The sequence below is a fragment of the Paractinoplanes durhamensis genome, from assembly GCF_016862175.1.
Lineage (GTDB): Bacteria > Actinomycetota > Actinomycetes > Mycobacteriales > Micromonosporaceae > Actinoplanes > Actinoplanes durhamensis.
Genome location: NZ_BOML01000029.1, coordinates 86,285 through 103,226 on the forward strand (window position 1 = coordinate 86,285; position 16,942 = coordinate 103,226).

The 16,942-nt window shown below is 70.7% G+C and carries 13 protein-coding genes and 1 pseudogene; 10 read left to right on the forward strand and 4 right to left on the reverse strand.

Annotation, left to right across the window (positions count from 1 at the left end):
- Positions 1 to 19: 19 nt before the first annotated feature.
- From Adu01nite_RS17290 to Adu01nite_RS17300, 3 genes are read left to right on the forward strand one after another with little or no spacing between them, the layout of a single operon-like run.
- A complete protein-coding gene (locus Adu01nite_RS17290) occupies positions 20 to 1,180 on the forward strand; it encodes a glycosyltransferase (protein ID WP_203727901.1) in 1,161 nt (386 codons plus the stop codon).
- The gene (locus Adu01nite_RS17295; protein WP_203727902.1) at positions 1,177 to 2,259 is read left to right on the forward strand and encodes a glycosyltransferase; all 1,083 of its coding nucleotides are present in this window, start codon (positions 1,177 to 1,179) and stop codon (positions 2,257 to 2,259) included. The genes Adu01nite_RS17290 and Adu01nite_RS17295 overlap by 4 nt, the downstream gene beginning before the upstream one ends.
- An 8-nt stretch (positions 2,260 to 2,267) precedes the next feature.
- The gene (locus Adu01nite_RS17300) at positions 2,268 to 3,746 is read left to right on the forward strand and encodes a glycoside hydrolase family 130 protein (RefSeq protein WP_203727903.1); all 1,479 of its coding nucleotides are present in this window, start codon (positions 2,268 to 2,270) and stop codon (positions 3,744 to 3,746) included.
- A 210-nt stretch (positions 3,747 to 3,956) separates the two neighbouring features.
- Here the strand turns inward: Adu01nite_RS17300 and Adu01nite_RS17305 are convergent, their stop codons facing one another.
- Positions 3,957 to 4,895: a response regulator transcription factor gene (locus tag Adu01nite_RS17305; RefSeq protein WP_239132476.1), complete on the reverse strand. Its 939-nt coding sequence runs from the start codon at positions 4,893 to 4,895 to the stop codon at positions 3,957 to 3,959.
- Complete coding sequence (locus tag Adu01nite_RS17310; protein ID WP_203727904.1) at positions 4,883 to 6,184, reverse strand: sensor histidine kinase; 1,302 nt, start codon at positions 6,182 to 6,184, stop codon at positions 4,883 to 4,885. The genes Adu01nite_RS17305 and Adu01nite_RS17310 overlap by 13 nt, the downstream gene beginning before the upstream one ends.
- A 108-nt stretch (positions 6,185 to 6,292) precedes the next feature.
- Between Adu01nite_RS17310 and Adu01nite_RS17315 the strand changes: the two genes are divergently transcribed.
- Positions 6,293 to 6,955 carry a YqeB family protein gene (locus Adu01nite_RS17315; RefSeq protein WP_203727905.1) on the forward strand — a complete coding sequence of 221 codons (663 nt, stop codon included), beginning with the start codon at positions 6,293 to 6,295 and terminating at the stop codon, positions 6,953 to 6,955.
- Positions 6,956 to 7,143: 188 nt separating this feature from the next.
- On the opposite strand, the gene Adu01nite_RS17320 is transcribed toward Adu01nite_RS17315, so the two are convergent.
- On the reverse strand, positions 7,144 to 7,968 hold the full coding sequence (locus Adu01nite_RS17320) for a methyltransferase domain-containing protein (protein WP_203727906.1): 825 nt from the start codon (positions 7,966 to 7,968) through the stop codon (positions 7,144 to 7,146).
- A gap of 112 nt (positions 7,969 to 8,080) precedes the next feature.
- Between Adu01nite_RS17320 and Adu01nite_RS17325 the strand changes: the two genes are divergently transcribed.
- The 5 genes and pseudogenes from Adu01nite_RS17325 to Adu01nite_RS17350 all read left to right on the forward strand — a co-directional run bounded on the left by Adu01nite_RS17325 (position 8,081) and on the right by Adu01nite_RS17350 (position 14,766).
- Positions 8,081 to 8,443, forward strand: a complete 363-nt coding sequence (locus tag Adu01nite_RS17325) for a hypothetical protein (RefSeq protein WP_203727907.1) — start codon at positions 8,081 to 8,083, stop codon at positions 8,441 to 8,443.
- Positions 8,444 to 8,955: 512 nt separating this feature from the next.
- A pseudogene (locus Adu01nite_RS47810) lies at positions 8,956 to 9,437 on the forward strand (diguanylate cyclase domain-containing protein); the annotation flags it as partial.
- A gap of 1,378 nt (positions 9,438 to 10,815) precedes the next feature.
- On the forward strand, positions 10,816 to 11,925 hold the full coding sequence (locus Adu01nite_RS17340; RefSeq protein WP_203727910.1) for a sugar ABC transporter substrate-binding protein: 1,110 nt from the start codon (positions 10,816 to 10,818) through the stop codon (positions 11,923 to 11,925).
- A 54-nt stretch (positions 11,926 to 11,979) separates the two neighbouring features.
- On the forward strand, positions 11,980 to 13,704 hold the full coding sequence (locus tag Adu01nite_RS17345; RefSeq protein WP_203727911.1) for a hypothetical protein: 1,725 nt from the start codon (positions 11,980 to 11,982) through the stop codon (positions 13,702 to 13,704).
- A 36-nt stretch (positions 13,705 to 13,740) separates the two neighbouring features.
- Entirely contained in the window at positions 13,741 to 14,766 is a 1,026-nt protein-coding gene (locus Adu01nite_RS17350) for a Gfo/Idh/MocA family protein (RefSeq protein WP_203727912.1), read from the forward strand.
- On the opposite strand, the gene Adu01nite_RS17355 is transcribed toward Adu01nite_RS17350, so the two are convergent.
- Positions 14,763 to 15,308, reverse strand: coding sequence for a TetR/AcrR family transcriptional regulator (locus Adu01nite_RS17355; protein WP_203727913.1), 546 nt, complete (start codon positions 15,306 to 15,308; stop codon positions 14,763 to 14,765). The genes Adu01nite_RS17350 and Adu01nite_RS17355 overlap by 4 nt on opposite strands.
- A gap of 63 nt (positions 15,309 to 15,371) precedes the next feature.
- Here Adu01nite_RS17355 and Adu01nite_RS17360 point away from each other — a divergent pair, with 63 nt between their 5' ends.
- Positions 15,372 to 16,802 carry an MFS transporter gene (locus tag Adu01nite_RS17360; RefSeq protein WP_203727914.1) on the forward strand — a complete coding sequence of 477 codons (1,431 nt, stop codon included), beginning with the start codon at positions 15,372 to 15,374 and terminating at the stop codon, positions 16,800 to 16,802.
- The last annotated feature ends 140 nt before the right edge of the window (positions 16,803 to 16,942 follow it).

Here is a 16,942-nt window from a genome sequence, read left to right on the forward strand (position 1 = left end):
GGAACTAGAAAGGCCTGTCATGCCCGCCACCTACGGCTTTCTGAGCACATACCCGCCCACACAATGCGGTTTGGCGACATTCAATGCGGCACTCGCGACCCAGCTCAATACCAACTCTGGTGCCGGAGTGGTACGGCTTCTCGCCAGCGACAGCAGCAGCGGCGGAATCGAACTCGAGCGAAACGCGCCACGCGTCGTGCACACCTGGCACACCGACAATCCCGGCGGCTGGGTGTCGGCGGCCAACGCCCTCAACCGGTACGACGTGGCGATCCTCCAGCACGAGTACGGGATCTATCCGGGGGACGCCGGATCCGAGGTGCTGCCGCTGCTGCGGGCCCTGAAGGTCCCGTCGATCGTCGTGCTGCACACCGTGCTCAGCCACCCCGACCCGCTCCAGCGGCGGGTCCTCGAACGCATCGCCGCCACCGCCGACGCCGTCGTCACCATGACCGACACCGCCCGGCAGCGGCTCAACACCGGCTACGACATCGACCCGCGCAAGATCTCGGTGATCCCGCACGGCGCCGGCAGCCACGACACCACCCCACGCGCCGACCACGACCGGCCGCACCTGCTCACCTGGGGGCTGCTCGGGCCGGGCAAGGGCATCGAATGGGCGCTGCGGTCACTCGCCCTGCTCGGCGACCTCGACCCGGCACCGGCGTACACCGTCGCCGGCCGCACCCACCCGAAGGTGCTCGAGCAGTTCGGGGACGCGTACCGGGACTCGTTGAAAGCTCTCGGCGGTTCGCTCGGGGTGACCGACGCGGTTCGCTGGCTCGACGTCTACCTCGACCAGGCCGAGCTGTCCCGGCTGATCCGCTCGGCCGACGTGGTGGTGCTGCCCTACGACTCGACCGAACAGGTCACCTCCGGGGTGCTCATCGAGGCGGTCGGGGCCGGCGTGCCGGTGGTGGCGACCGAGTTCCCGCACGCGGTCGAGTTGCTCGCCGACGGGCCCGGCCTGCTCGTACCCCATCAGGACCCGGAGGCGATGGCCTCGGCCATCCGGCACCTGCTCGCCGAACCCGGCATCGCCGGGCGGCTCACCGGCCTCGCCGGCGGCCCCACGCTGCGCTGGCCCGCCGTCGCCGCCCGATACCAGAACCTCGCCGGCCGCCTGCTCGCCGACCGCACGCCGCTCGCCGGCCCCGTCCCCGCCTCCGTCCCGGCATGAGCGTTGGCTTGCGGCTGGTGCCGCCACCCATCCAGCTCACCGACGCACCCGCACCCAACTGGAACCACGTGGCCCGGCTCTCCGACGACACCGGGCTGCTCGAGCACGCCCGCAACGCGATCGTGCGGCGTGAGCACGGCTACTGCGTCGACGACGTCGGCCGCGGCCTGCTGATCGCCAGCCGGGAGCCGCGGCCCACCGCGCAGGTGGTCGGGCTGGCCGAGCGCTACCTGGCGTTCCTCACCCATGCGCAGGGGCCGGACGGCGCCTTTCGCAACCGGATGAGCTTCGACCGACGCTGGGCCGACGAGCCCGGCCTCGGCGACTGGTGGGGACGCGCGATGTGGGGGCTGGGCACGGCCGCGACGCGATCCACCGTGCCGTGGATCCGGCGCGAGGCCGCCGGCGCGTTCCGGTCCGGGACGCGGCAACGCTCCCCTTGGCCGAGGGCGATGGCGTACGCCGGATTGGGCGCGGCCGAGGTCCTGCGTTCCGATCCGCACGACACCGATGCGTCCGCGCTGCTCGCCGACGCGGCCGCGGCCGTCGGGGTGCCCGGCCCCGACCCCGGCTGGGTGTGGCCGACCGCCGAGCTCACCTACGCCAACCCGACCATGGCCGAGGTGGTGATCGCGGCCGGCGACCTGCTCGGCGACGAGCCGCTGCTGCGGTCCGGGTTGCGGATGCTGGCCTGGCTCTGCCGCGAACAGGACAACGCCGGACACCTCTCCACGGTGCCGGTCGGCGGGTGGCGCTCCGGGGTGCCGAAACACCGCTTCGACCAGCAGCCGATCGAGGCGGCCGCGACCGCCGACGCCTGCGCCGCGGCCCTGGCCGTGACCGGCGACGACCGCTGGGAAGAGCCTCTTTTCCGGGCTATCGCCTGGTTTCTCGGCGATAACGACGTTCAGACAGTCATGTACGACCCCCTAACCGGTGGATGTTATGACGGATTAACGGCAGATGGTCCTAATCTGAACCAAGGAGCCGAATCCACCCTCGCGCTTGTCTCCACGCTGCAGCACGCCCGCACGCTGGCGACCCGAAGTGCGACCCGACCGTCAGGCGGCCTAGCGTGACCGCAACGATGAATTCCCAGACGTATCTGACCCGCCACGAGATCGTCATGCAGCCGGACGCCCGGCGCGTGGTGATCAAACTTTTTGTGCCCGGCGAGGACGAGCAGACCGTGCACAACCGGGCCTCCAGCCTGATCGAGCGGATCCTGCAACTCGACGAGGCCGAGACGAGCCGCCTGCTCGACGACGTGCTGGCCCGGTTCGCCGGCCGGCACCACGACCTGCTGTCGACCTTCCAGCACCACTACGAGATCGTGCAGCACCGGGTGCCGCCGGAGATCGAGCTGTCCCCGACGGCCCGCACCCTCATCGGCGCCTACTTCAGCCACGAGTATTCGGTGGAGGCCGCCGCCCTCTGCAACCCGTCGATGGTGGCGCACCCCGACCAGGAAGGCCTCGAACCGGGCGAGTTCCGGGTGGCGTTGAGCATGCGGCAGATCGGCGAGGGACACATCTCGTCGGTCGGCTTCTGCTCGGCGGTGCTCGGCCCCGGCAACGCGATCCGCCTCGAGGACCGCAGCGGTCCGCTGGTCATCGGCCAACGCGTCGGCGCCCAGCACTACAACTTCCAGCTCTCGGCCGCCCTCATCGACGACGAGATCGACAACGAGGCCGCCGCGTACGTGCTGGCCACGCTGCCGGAGCGCTACACCGACGAGGAGTTCGAGGACGTCATCGGCCACGTGCCGGCCGAGTTGCTGTCCCGGCCGAACACGCAGGAGACCCTCGACCGGATCCGGCACATCGTCGCCGAGGACTACGCGGTGTCGTTCCCCTGCGCGATGCCACTCCACCAGCGGATCCTATGGCCGACGACGAGGGCCGAGAGCAACGGCATGGAGGACGCGCGGTTCGTCCAGACCCTCGATCCCGACGGCCGGGTCGCCTATCAGGCGACCTACACCGCCTACGACGGCCGGCACATCTCCGGCCGGGTCATCTTCACCAGGGACCTGCGGCATTTCGACGTCGCCCGCTTGCACGGCCCCGCCGCGAGGAACAAAGGAATGGCCCTGTTCCCGCGCTACGTGGGCGGCCAGAAGTTCGCGCTGTGCCGCTCGGACGGCGAGACGCTGGGCCTGAGCGTCCGCGACGACCAGCACCGCTGGAAGGAAGCGGTGCCGCTGCTGGTCCCGCACCGCGGCTGGGACCTGATCCAGGTGGGCAACTGCGGTTCCCCGCTGGAGACGGAGGCGGGCTGGCTGGTCCTGACCCACGGAGTAGGCCCGATGCGCCGCTACGCGATCGGCGCCATGCTCCTGGACCTGGAAAACCCCGAGCGGGTGATCGCCGACCTGCCGGACGGCCTGCTGGACCCGGACGACGTGGAACGAGAGGGCTACGTCCCGAACGTCCTCTACTCCTGCGGAGGCCTGATCCACGACAACCGCCTGTGGCTGCCTTACGGCGCCAGCGACGTACGGGTGGGCTTCGCCAGCGTCCCCTTGGACCAACTGCTGAGCCGCATGGTCCCCACCGGCTACTGACCAGCCCCACCACCCAGCCCCACCACCCAGCCCTGCAGCCCCCGGCCCGCCGCCCGACAGCGGCGGGCCGAGCTGTACCCAGCCCACACCACCCCGCCCCGCACCCAGCGGCACCCACCCGGCCCAGCGGCACCCACCCGGCCCAGCGGCACCCACCCGCGCTCCGCGCAGGGCCGAGGCCGGCAGCCCCGCGCCTCGGGTGCGGCTTTGTCAGCGGGACTCGAGGACCAGGGCGGCCACCTGGACGCGGTTGCTCAGGTCGAGCTTGGTGAAGATGCGCGTCACGTAGGCCTTCACCGTCGGGGTGCTCATCAGGAGCTTGGCGGCGATCTCCTGGTTGGTCTTCCCATCCGCGATCAGCAGGGCGACGCCGCGCTCGCCGGGCGTCAACTGCGCCAGGGCCGCCAGTGCTCGATCCCGCCCCGGATCTTGGACGCCGGCCGCCGCCAGACCCATCAGCTGCCGCAGCACCGACGACGTGAACATCGGTTCCCCCGCCGCGGCCCGGCAGATCGCCCGGGCGATATCGGCCGGCGGCTCGTGCTTGAGCAGGAACCCGCTCGCCCCCACCTGCATCGCCCGCCGCACGTGCTCCTCAGTGTCGAACGTCGTCAGCACCAGCACCTCGGGCGGATTCCGCCGCCGCCGCAGATCCGCCGTAGCGGTGAGCCCATCCATCCCCGGCATCCGGATATCCATCAACACCACCTCGGGCCGAAAGGTGTTGACCGCGGCAGCCACCTCGGTGCCGTCGCAGATCGCCCCCACCACCTCGATCTCGTCGAACGACCCCAACATCATCGCGAGCCCCTGCCGCACCATCGCGTCGTCATCGACGATCAGCACCCGAACCGGCCGAGCCGCCACCCCCACCACTTCACCGGCCGAGCGGTCACGCACGTCGCCGCCGGCCGAGCGATCGCGCACGTCGCCGCCGCCAAGGCGGTCACGCACGTCGTCGCCGCCAGGGCGGTCACGCACGTCGCCGCCGCCAGGGCGGTCACGCACCTCGCCGCCGCCAGGGCGGTCACGCACGTCGCCGCCAGGGCGGTCACGCACGTCGCCGCTCCCGGCCGAGCGGCCGCGCGCTGCGCCGCCGCCGGGCGGGCGGTCGGTTGCCGCGGGGTCCTGCGCCATCACGTGTGCCATGGGAGCCACGCCGTCACGTCGAACTCCCCGGCCGCGGTCGGGCCGTGCTCGATGTGGCCACCGACCAGCTGAACCCGCTCGCGCAGCCCGGTCAGGCCGGCCCCGGCGCCCGGGATCGCGGCGGCCAGTGCCATGTCGCGTGATTCTGAGCCGGCCGCTCGGCCGGTGCCTTTGGACGCCCTCGTGTCAGCAGCCGCGCCGGCCATGATCGACTCTGCGGTCGGCCACCGCGGGAACACCACATCCGGACGGCCTCCGGCTCGCTCGGCCGGCCCGCCGGCCGCACCAGGGTGGTGCCAGCCGAGGTCGTTGACCACATGCACCGACAGCCCCTCCAGGTAGCGCACGTCGACATTGACCCGGACCGGGGAGCCGGGCGCGTGTTTGAGCGCGTTGGTCAGCGCCTCCTGGACGATCCGGTAGGCGTGCCGGCCGATCTGATCGGGCACCACCTCGGAATCGTCGTCCCGGCCGGTCAGCAACAGGCTGACCTCGGCGCCGGCCTCCCGGGACAGCTCCACCAGGGCCGGCACGTCACCGAGGGTCGGCAGCGGCCGGTCGACCGCGGGCCCGCGCAACATGCCGAGCAGCGTCCGCAGGTCTTCCAAAGCGTCGTGGGCGCACTGCCGGATCACCCCGGCCGCCTGCCTCTCGTCGGCCGAGGCGTCGCGGCGCACCGACAAGGCACCGGCGTGCAGGGCCAGCAGTGAGATGCGGTGGGCGAGGGCGTCGTGCATCTCGCGGGCGATCTGCTCGCGCTCGGCCAGCCGGGCCTGCTCGATCCGCAGCCGCTGGCCCTCCTCCGCCTGCCGCACCCGCTCGGCCCAGGAGGCGACCAGCTGACGGCGGCTGCGGATCACCAGCGCCACCGCGACCAGGCTGACGTGCAACAGCACCAGGAAGGCGACCGACTCGTAGTACTCAGAGGTCAGGCCGAGCACCAGGCCGTAGATCACCGCAGTGGCCGCGGCGTGCACGGCGGCGAGCGTGATCACGACCCGGGCCGGGCGATGCAGCGCGACCGCGAACAGCGCGACCGGCGTGGCGCCCATCGGCATGCCGAGGAGGATGCCGCACGGAATGAGGAACAGGGTGAGCGCCACCGGATGGCTGCGGCGGAACAGCACCAGACCGGTGAAGGACACCACCGCCGCGACCGCCTCCACCGCCAGCGGGGCGCTGTCGCCTTCCGACACCGCGTTGGCGACGAAGAAGAGCCCGAGCATCATCGCGAGAACTGCCAGAAGGATCTCCAGCAGCCAAGACTTGATCGACAGTCGCTGAGGCATGCCTCGACGCTACCGGCGGGCGCTCGCCGTGGGCAGTCGACTTTGGTCTATCGAACATCGCCTTGAGTCGGTATCGCGACGGGTCGCCGCCCACGAAAACTCAGACCCGTGTTCGAACAAACGACGATCGTGCCGACACCCTGGTGGGCCCGGGCGCTGATATGGCTTCTCATCCCCCTGACCGGCGGCGCCCTGCTCCTCCTGGTGGTGCGGGCGGCTTGGTGGCTGTCGCTGCCCGGCCCGTTCGCCCTGATCCGGCGGCTGCCCGCGCCGACCACCACGGCGGTGGCCGTCACGCTGGGTGTGTTGCTCGGCGCGGTCCTGGCCGCCCTGGTCGACCGCGAGTCCCTCACCGTGCGGATCGGCCCGGCCGAGGTGGTGCTGTCCCGCCCCGGCACGGAGAGCCGGGTCCCACGCGCCGACGTCGCCGTCGCGTTCCCCGACCGCGACCAGCTCATCCTGCTCGGCCACACCGGTCGCGAGCTGACCCGCGCGCCGTGCCACCTGTCCGTCCGCCGCCTGCGGGCCGGCTTCACCGAGCGCGGCATCGCCTGGGCCGATCAAGATCCTTACCTGTCGGTCTACCGCCGCTGGGTGCCCGGCCTGCCGGAGATCGAGCCCACCGCCCACGCACTGTTCGCCGCCCGGCAGACGGCCCTGACCGCCCGCGACGAGCGCGATCAACACGAACTACGCACCGAGCTCGGCCGCCTCGGCTACGTCGTCCGCGACGACCACAAACGGCAGTATTGGCGGCACGCCGATGGCTGACGCACATCCCGCCCGGCGGCGGCGTGGCCCGGCGGTCGGACGACCGTTCCGCCCGGCGAAGGCGCAGCCACGGCGGGGTCCGGCAGTCGGGCGACCGTTCCGCCCGGCGAAGGCGCAGCCACGGCGGGGTCCGGCGGTCAGACGACCGTTCCGCCCGGCGAAGGCGCAGCCACGGCGGGGTCCGGCGGTCAGGCGACTGTTCCGGCCACCACCCAGATGGTCAGGACGGCCAGGAAGTCGCCGCGGGCGCCGGCTGCCTCGACGTGGGCGAGCCACTTGTCCCGGACGCCGGGCGAGGTCGGCCAGGTGTCGGCCGGCACCATCGGGTTGACCATGGGCAGCACCACCGCGGCCGAGGCCGGGTCGGCGAAGAGGCAGGTCACCGGGGTGGCCGTCACGTTGACCAGGTGCGCGTCCACCAGGCGGCGGCGCAGCGTGCGGCCCATGTCGAGCTGCTTCGGGGTGAGGCGGCCGTGCACGTCGGTCATGACCGTCTCGGCGAGGCGGACGGGCACGCCGTCGAAGGCCAGCGACTCCCAGTCCGTGTCGATCAGGCAGATCCGGCCGCCCGGGCGGGTCACCCGGATCAGCTCGGCGATGGCCGCGTCCGCGTTGTCGACGTGCTGCAGCACCCGCTCGCACCACACGCCGTCGACGCTGTCGGTCGGCAGCGTCATCGCCGAGACGTCGCCGGTCATGTAACGCACGTTGCTGCCATCGTGCTGCTGCACGGCAGCGGCGATGGTGGCAGCCGACTGGTCCAGCGCGATCACCTCGCCGCCGGTGCCGACCTTGGTGGCGAGCCACCGCGACACGTCCCCCGCCCCGGAGCCCGCGTCGAGCAACCGTGCCCCCGGCTGAGGATGCAGCGCCTCCATCGCGGTCCGGCGCACCCGCCGGATCTCCGGGTGGCGGCCCATCGCTTCGAGCGCGGCGAGGAGCATCGCCATCATCTCGCTGGGCTGGCTGTCCAGGTCCGAGAAGGGGGTGCGTTCCATCTGCGCGGGCTTCATGGGGCAAATGTTTACCCACCCAGCGGTCTTTTCACCGACAGCGGTCACTCATCCGACAGGAAGGATCACTGCACGCACTCAGGTTCGGCATGGTTCGACCGAAGAAACGCTGGTGTGGAAATCGCGGCTGCCGCTACCCGACGGCAGTCTCAACCGAACCAGGCTGGTGGCACTCGCCATCGGCGGTCTCGCGCTGTTCAGTCAGCTCGGCCAGTTGGGCAACGCGCTGCGCTCACCGGAGTACATCCGCCTCTCCGCCGCCTGCATCGTCCTGACGTTCGTGCTGCTGGTCTTCGCCTACCGGCGCGGTCGCGCTACCTGGTGGATTGCGGCTCCGATTCCGTTGCTGGTCGCGATCGGCGGTTCCGGCCTCGACGATCCGGTGGCCAGCACCTCCCTGGCCCTGGCCTCCACGGTCGTCCTGTCGCTCTACGGCTCGACCAAGCCCTGGGTGGCCCGTGTCGTCGTGCTCTGATCTCGATCCCGGCCGCGACCGCCATCTCCCCCATCTCCGGCGACCGGGTGATGACCTGGAACTCGCCGACCGTCATCGGCGTACTGCCGCAGGTGCTGCTGATGGCCGTGCTGACCCGCGGGATCTACCTGTCGATGCTCCGCCAGGAACGCACGGCCGCCCGCGAGTCGCTGCTGGCCCGGGCCGGGCACGCGATGCTGGGCGTCACCGACGTCGAAAAGGTCCGCGACGTGGGCCGCCAGACGGCGAACGGGCTGATCGCCGTCTGCCCTGGCATCATCCTGCTGGTGCTGCGCCGCCACCGCGGCGGTCTCGTGGTGAGCACGGCCGCCGGCGCGCCGGACGGCATCCGCGGCCGCCGCCTCGACCTCGATGTCATCAGCAACCAGGCGGCCTTCGCCGCGCTGCTGCCCGAGATCCGCGAGTGGCACATCGACGCACTCGGCGCCGACCCGGCAACCGCCGACGTCTACATCGCGGTCGGCGGCCGGCGGCGGGTCGCGCCCGACGTCATGGACTCCTTCCGCAACCTCTCGCACCAGGTCGTGCTGGCCGAGAACGGCTGCCACGCGCACGCCGAGCTGGAACACCGCGCCCACCACGACGACCTGACCGCGCTGCCGAACAGGGCGAAGTTCCAGCGGGCCATCGCCGACGCCCTGACCTGCGACCCTGGCGGCACGGTCGCGCTGCTGAACGTCGACCTGGATGACTTCAAGCAGGTCAACGACGGGTACGGCCACTCGGCCGGCGACGAGCTGCTGATCGAGGTGGCATCCCGCCTGACGGCCGCGGGTTGGCGGCGCGCTACGGCGGCGACGAATTCGCGGTGCTGCTGACCGGCCTGTCCGGCCCGGACGAGGCCGATCAGATCGCGACCCAGCTGCGCGCCCAACTCGCGGCCCCGATTGCCCTGGCGGCCGCCACGGTGACGGTCGGCGCCAGCGTGGGCATCGCGATGGCCGAGCCCGGCCTGACGGTGGCCGAGCTGACTCTCCGCGCCGACGTGGCCATGTACGGCGCCAAGGCAGCCGGCAAGAACCGCACAGAGACCTTCGCCCGACCCGGACCCCGCCTCGCCGCCTGACCGAGTCACGGCCATAAGGCCGCCGTCGGGCGAACAGCGACCCGGACGCGCAGGCGAATCGGAACGCCCGGCGGCCGGCGAAACACGGACTGGCGCGGGAGACCCCAGCGCACCGTGGGGCTTATTCGTGTGGGCCGCGGCGAAAAGATCTTGAGATGTCCGGGCCGGGTCGGGACACTGCTGGAGCGCAGCCTTCGAATAAAATCGTTGTTATGCAGCGGCGTTTTCCGGTAGGACACACTCGCGCAACACAGGTGCAATTTTTGGTGCACTGAGGGGCGGCATTGTCAATGGCCGACGTCCGACATTGTCGCACGTTGGCGGCGTCGGATTTGCTACTCCGGCGGTGCGGGAATCGGTGGCATGCGGGTCGGCACTAACAGGAAGCCAAACTGATGATCTTTGGCGGCGGCCGACGCCGAGACGCTCGGACACCTGGGGTAGCCTGCGTCTCCGGCAGCCGGTCGGCGTTGGTCGCATGAGAAATTTCATGTCGGAAACCGATATATGCACGGATCGTGCAAGCACTCGGCAATTCTGACCACCTTCGGTGGACTGGCGTTGACATATCGAGGCCGGAAAATTAATGTTCGCGAGCGATGCCAGTCCATGCTTGCGGAATTCCGACACCTTCTTTATCAAATGGCCTCGGATGACACGGCGGCCCCGGCGAGCAACGCTCCCCCGTCCTCGCGCTCTTACCTGATCGGAGCCTGGACGATGCCTGCGAACGCCCCTGACCCGTTGCGGCCTCGCGCCGTGACGCGGCACGCGTCCGACGCAGGCGCCGCCGTGGATGCCGCCGGAAATTTCGGGTCCGGCACGAGCAGGACCGGGCATCTCGACCTCGCCGACAGGCCCGCGGTCCCGGCACCCCGGACCGGTCCGATCCATCTCACCCACCGGCTGTCCGGCTCGGTGTCACGGACCGGCCGCCCCGGCCTCGCCGATCGCATCTCAAGCTCGACACCGCGGACCGGCCCCACCAGCTCCGCCGGCCCCACCTCAAGCTCGACACCCCGGACCGGCCCCACCCGCTCCGCCGGCCCCACCTCAAGCTCTATACCGCGGACCGGCCCCAACGACCGCGTTGATGTGGCGTCGCGGCTGACGGGGCGGCGGTCCTCGGCTCGGTCAGGTGGCCGGGACTCTGGCGGTGGGTGTCCTTGGTGGCTGGTGGGCTACGCGGATTTGCGAAGAAGTACTGATCGATCTTGCTGGGCCGGCGCGCTCCGGGGCATCGCTGCGGAGCCGGACTCTCCTCGACTGACAGGGCGATAATTTCATGCGGAAAAGCAAGGGCCCGGTTGCCGTTGCCGGTGCGCTGGTCGTGACGCTCCTGGCCGGCTGCACCGGCTCGGGGGACTCCGGGTCGGGGGGCGACGGGGGCAGTGCGGGGTCGGGCGAAACCCGGGTTGGCGTGATTCTTGCGGAGGTGACCAGTTCGCCTCGCTGGAAGCAGCAGGACCCGGGCTACTTCACCGAGGCGTTTCGCGCGGCCGGCATCGCTGCCCAGGTTCGCACCACATCGGGCGACGGGACGGACTTTCAGCAGATCGCCGATTCGATGATCAATGATGGGGTCAAGGTGCTGATCATCACCAGCCCGGACTCGTCCGTCGGTAAGTCCGTCATCGTCAATGCACACCAGAAAAAGGTGACGGTCATCGATTACGACCGTCTCACCGTCGGCGGGGGCGCCGATTACATAGTGGGCTTCGATCCGGAGGAGATCGGGCGGATGCAGGGCTACGGTCTGGTCAAGTGCCTCGGCAAGAAACCGCCGGCCAATCCTATGATCGCCGAGCTCAACGGGGCGCCGTCGGATCACAATGCCGATCAGCTGACGGTGGGGCACGATTTCGTGCTCACTCCGAAATACGACGACGCGGAATACACCAAAGGACCGTCGCAATACGTGCCGGGCTGGGCGCCTGTGCAGGCCCGCGACATCTTCGTCCAAATGCTCGATCAGCAACCGCGGATCAACGGTGTGCTGGCCGCCGACGACGGGATCGCCAACGCCGCCATCGCCGTGCTGCGCGGGAAGAAGCGCAACGGCGAGGTCCCGGTGACGGGGCAGAACGCCACGATCGAGGGCCTGCGCAACATTCTGACCGGCGATCAGTGCATGACGGTCTACAAGCGAATCAAGCTCGAGGCGCAGACCGCAGCCAACATCGCCGTTCAGGTGCTCCGCGGCCAGAACCCGGCGGTCGGCACAACGACCAAGGACCCGGAGTCCGACCGGCAGATCCCGTTCGTCTCTCTGGTGCCCCTGCCGATCACCATCGACGAGGTCAAGGACGTGGTGGCGGACGGCTTCGTCGCCGCGGCCCAGCTGTGCACCGGCACCTACGCGCAGCTGTGCCGGGACAAGGGCGTCAAGCTGTAGCCGGCGGTTTCGGCCGGGCCCGAGTTTGCGCTGGTGACTTACCGTTTTGGACTGATGACAACAGAGCGGACGGACGAGCCCGAGCTTCCCGCTTGGCTGCGCCGGCCGCTGCAGGTGATCGCGGTCGTCGTGGTGCTGCCGCTCCACCTGGCCTGGGAAACACTGCGGCGGCTGCCCGGGCTCCTCCGCCAGGCGATCATCGATCCCCTCGGCCGGCTCTGGCGCACAGCCGTCGCCGGCCCACTCGCGTGGCTGTGGCAAACCAGCACGGCCGCCGCCGCTCGGCTGTGGCACATCATCACGGCCTCGGCCGCATGGCTGTGGCACCGCACGGCCGGCCTGCTCGCCGGGGCGTGGCGCACCCTCATCGCGACGCCGTTCGCGCGGCTCGGGCGCATGGCCACCACCGCATGGGCCTGGTCCTGGCACAACCTGATCGCCACACCGCTCGCCCGAGCCTGGCACATCGCCACCACCGTGCTGGCCTGGGCCTGGCGAACCCTGATCGCCACACCACTCGCCTGGTTCGCCAACACCACCGCCACCGCACTCACCTGGATCTGGCGAAACCTCATCGCCGCGCCGCTCATTTGGCTGTGGCGAATCACCGCGACGGCAGTCGCCTGGGCTTGGCGGACCTTGGTCGCCACACCGATCGCTTGGCTGTGGCGGACCGTCGCTCACGCCGTGGCATGGCTCTGGCGGACCGCTGCCGTCGCCGTGGTGTGGATCTGGCGAAACCTCGTCGTCGTACCACTCACCTGGCTGTGGCGAATCACCATGACGGCGGTCGTCTGGACGTGGCGGAACCTCGTCGCCACCCCGATCGCCTGGGCATGGCGACTTGCCGTCGCGTCTCTCGCGTGGGCTTGGCAGACCTTGGTCGCCACACCGATCGCCTGGCTATGGCGGACCACCGCCCTTGCCATCGCATGGCTCTGGCGACATCTGATCGTCACGCCGATCGCCTGGCTGTGGCGAACGGCGATCACCACACTGAGCTGGGCATGGCGCAACCTCATCGCGACGCCGATCGCCTGGCTCTGGCGAGGCGTAGCCGCAGCGCTGAGCTGGATCTGGCGGAGCCTCATCGTCACGCCGATCGCCTGGCTCTGGCAGATCGCCGCCAGCACGATCGCCTGGGTCTGGCGGACACTGGTCGTCGCGCCCTTCGCGTGGTTCTGGCAGATCACCACCGCCCTGCTGGAACGGCTCTGGCGCATCACGGCCGCCGCCGTGCGCTGGAGCTGGCGAAACCCAGCCACATGGCTCTGGCGGGCCGTGACGACGACCTTGGCCTGGGTTTGGCGCAACGTCATCGCCACACCCACCGCGTGGCTGTGGCGACACCTGATCGTCACGCCCACCGCATGGATATGGCGAACCGGCACCGCGACGCTCGCCTGGCTCTGGCGACACCTGATCGTCGCGCCGATCGTCCGGCTCCGGCGTGCCGGGACCACCGCCCTGGTCTGGATCTGGCGGAACCTGGCGGTCGCCCCCGCGGTGTGGCTGTGGCGATTCGCCGCCGCAACGCTCGCCTGGGCCTGGCGCAATCTCATCACCGCGCCCACCGCCTGGCTCGGCCGGAACCTGATCAAGCGCCCACTGCACGCCGCCCGCCGCCGCCTGATCACCCCCATCGCCGACGCCGTCCGCCGCGGACTCCTCCGGCCGGTCGTGACGACGTTCCGTGCGGCCCGGATCACCCTGCGGCGGAGCCGGAGCAGCGTGCGGATGCTCGTTCGCAGGTCGGGGCGGCGCTCGGACCGACCTTGATCGGCACGGCCGGCGATCGTGTGGCACGCTTTCGGAATGAGCGACACGGTGCGTTTCGGGCTCGTCGGTTTCGGCTCGGGTGGGCGGATCTTCCACGCCCCGCTGCTGGCATCGGCGAAGAACGTCGACTTCGTCGGAGTCGTCACGAAATCGCCGGAGCGCCGCGCCGAGCTGGCCGCCGAGCGGCCGACGCTTACCGCCTTCGACTCGATCGCGGCGATCGCTGAGGCCGGCGCCGAGGCGGTGGCGATCTCGACGCCCGCCGCCACCCACGCCGATCTGGCCCGGGAGGCGATCGCGCTCGGGCTGGCCGTGGTGGTCGACAAGCCGTTCGCGCTCGACGCCGCCGACGCCAAGAGCGTCGTCGACGCGGCCGCCGCGAAGGGCACTCTGCTCAGCGCCTACCAGAACCGGCGCTGGGACTCCGACCTGCTGACCGTGCAGAAGCTTATCGCCGACGGCGCGCTCGGCACGATCCGCCGGTTCGAGTCCCGCTTCGAGCGCTGGTCACCCGACCGCAAGATGAACCCGGCCGGCGGCGGCACCCTCCTGGACTTCGGGTCGCACCTGTTCGATCAGGCGATCCTGCTGCACGGCCCGGTCACCCGGGTCTACGCCGAGGTGCGCGGCAACGGCGAACTCGACGACGACTTCTTCGCGGCCCTGCACCACGTGAACGGGGTCGAATCGCACCTGTGGGGCAGCTGGCGGCAGGCGGCGCCGGGCCCGCGTTTCCGGGTCTCCGGCTCGACCGCCGCCTACGTCATCGACAACGGCATGGACGGCCAGGAGGCGCTGCTCAAGGCGGGCAAGTCGCCGGCCGGCCTGGGCGACCGCTGGGGCGTCGAGCACGAGCACCTGTGGGGCCGGATCCACCGCGGCGAGACGAGCGCGCCGGTGCCGAGCGAGCGCGGCCGGTGGGACACGTTCTACCCGGCGTTCGCAGCGGCGGTGCGCGGCGAGGGCCCGGTCCCGGTCGAGCCGTCCGACACGCTGCGCGTGATGGCCGTGCTGGATGCGGCCCGGCAGAGCGCCCGGACCGGCGAGGCGATCAGGCTCTAACGGACCCGCAGGCCGTCGAGGGCGAAGGAGACGACCCGGGAGCGCTGGGCGTCGTCGACGTAGGCCCCCGAGGTCAGGCCGGAGACCATCCGCAGCAGGTCGTCGAAGGACAGGTCGGAGCGGACCACGCCCTCCTTCTGGGCGCGTTCCAGCAGCGGCTCGCCCGCGTCGTACATGGTGCGGCGGCAGGTGGCGAACATCTCGGACTCCCGGTTCAGCGCCTCGATGATGGCCCGCTTGGTCACGGCGTACGACACAAAGCGGTCCAGCCACGCGGTGAGTGCCTCCCACGGCGGAAGCGCAGCGACCGCCGCCGCTACCTCGGCCAGCTGGTTGACCTCTTCGACGTAGACCGCCTCGAACAGGTCGCGCCGGGTCGGGAAGTTGCGATAGAGCGTGCCGATGCCGACGCCGGCCCGCCGGGCGATTTCTTCCAGCGAGGCGTCCGTGCCGTTCTCCGCGAAGGAGGAGCGCGCGGCGGCGAGCAACGCGTCGAAGTTGCGACGGGCGTCCGCCCGCTGGGGACGACGCACGGTAACCATAGTGACCCCCAACACAGGTAAAGGCCTTGCAAAACGGAGGCCCCCCTCCACTAATCTGGAGGCATGCCTCGACTTTATCAGTCTTCGCCGCGCGCCACCTTCACGGTGCTCGCCGCCGCGGCAGCCGCCTTCTCGCTGATGCAGTCGCTGGTCACGCCGGTGCTGCCGACGATCCAGCAGGACCTGCACACGAGCACCGGCACGGTCACCTGGGTGCTGACCGCCTGGCTGCTCGCCGCCTCGGTGGCCACCCCACTGGTCGGCCGGATCGCCGACATGATCGGCAAGGACCGCGCCCTGCTGGTCGCGCTGGCCGCGATCGCGGTCGGCTGCCTGGTCGCCGCGCTGGCGCCCAACATCGGCGTGCTCATCGTGGCCCGCGTCCTGCAGGGCCTGGGCGGCGCCGTCTTCCCGGTGTCGTTCGGCATCATCCGCGACGAGTTCCCACCGCACCGGGTCACCTCGGCGGTCGGCGTGATGGCCGCGGTCATCGCCACCGGCTCCGGCCTCGGCATCGTCCTGGCCGGCCCGATCGTCGGCGCCCTCGACTGGCGCTGGCTGTTCTGGATCCCGATGGCCGTGGTCACCGTCGTCGGTGTGCTGGCCTGGCGGCTGGTCCCGGCCTCCCCGGTGCGCACGCCGGGGCGGGTGAACTGGCTCTCCGCGGTCCTCCTCTCCGGCTGGCTCATCGCCCTGCTCCTCCCGCTCAGCAAGGGCACCACCTGGGGCTGGGGTTCCGGCCGCACCATCGGCCTGCTGATCACCGCCGCCGTCCTGTTCGCCGGGTGGTTCCTCGCCGAGCTCCGGTCGGCCAACCCGCTGATCGACATGCGGATGATGCGGCTGCCGGCGGTCTGGACCACCAACCTGGTCGCGCTGCTCTTCGGCGCCGCGATGTTCGGCATCTTCGCCTTCCTGCCGCAGCTCGTCCAGGTGCCGAAGGCATCCGGCTACGGCTTCGGCGCCTCGGTCACCGCGGCCGGCCTGCTGATGCTGCCGATGCTGGTGATGATGGCGGTGTTCGGCTCGCTGAGCGGCCCGCTGACCCGCTGGGTCTCCAGCAAGTCGCAGCTGGTGATCGGCGCGGTGCTGGCCGCGATCTCCTGCTTCTCGCTCGCCCTCGCGCATTCCGACAGGGCCGCGGTGGCCGTCGCCGGCGGTGTCTTCGGCATCGGCCTGGGCCTGATCTACTCCTCGATGATCAGCCTGATCGTGCAGAGCGTCCCGATGCACCAGACCGGCGCCGCCTCCGGCATGAACACCAACATCCGCACGATCGGCGCCAGCATCGGCACCGCGATCGTCAGCTCGATCGTCGCCGGTCACCCCGGCGTGCAGGGCCTGCCCGCCGAGTCCGGTTTCACCGAGTCCTTCCTGATCCTGGGCGGGATCGCGGTGGCGGCGATCGCCGTCGCGTTCCTGGTCCCGACGGCCAAGCGCACGACGGAACGCCCGGCCACGGTCCTGCCGGAACTGACGCCGGTCGAGGTCTGATCAACAAACCGGCGGGGCGGGCTTCACGAAGCCCACCCCGCCTTCGGCGTTTCCGCGAGGCGTTTCAGCGAGGCGTTTCAGCGAGGCGTTTCAGCGAGGCGTTTCAGCGAGGCGTTTCAGCGAGGCGTTTCAGCGAGTGC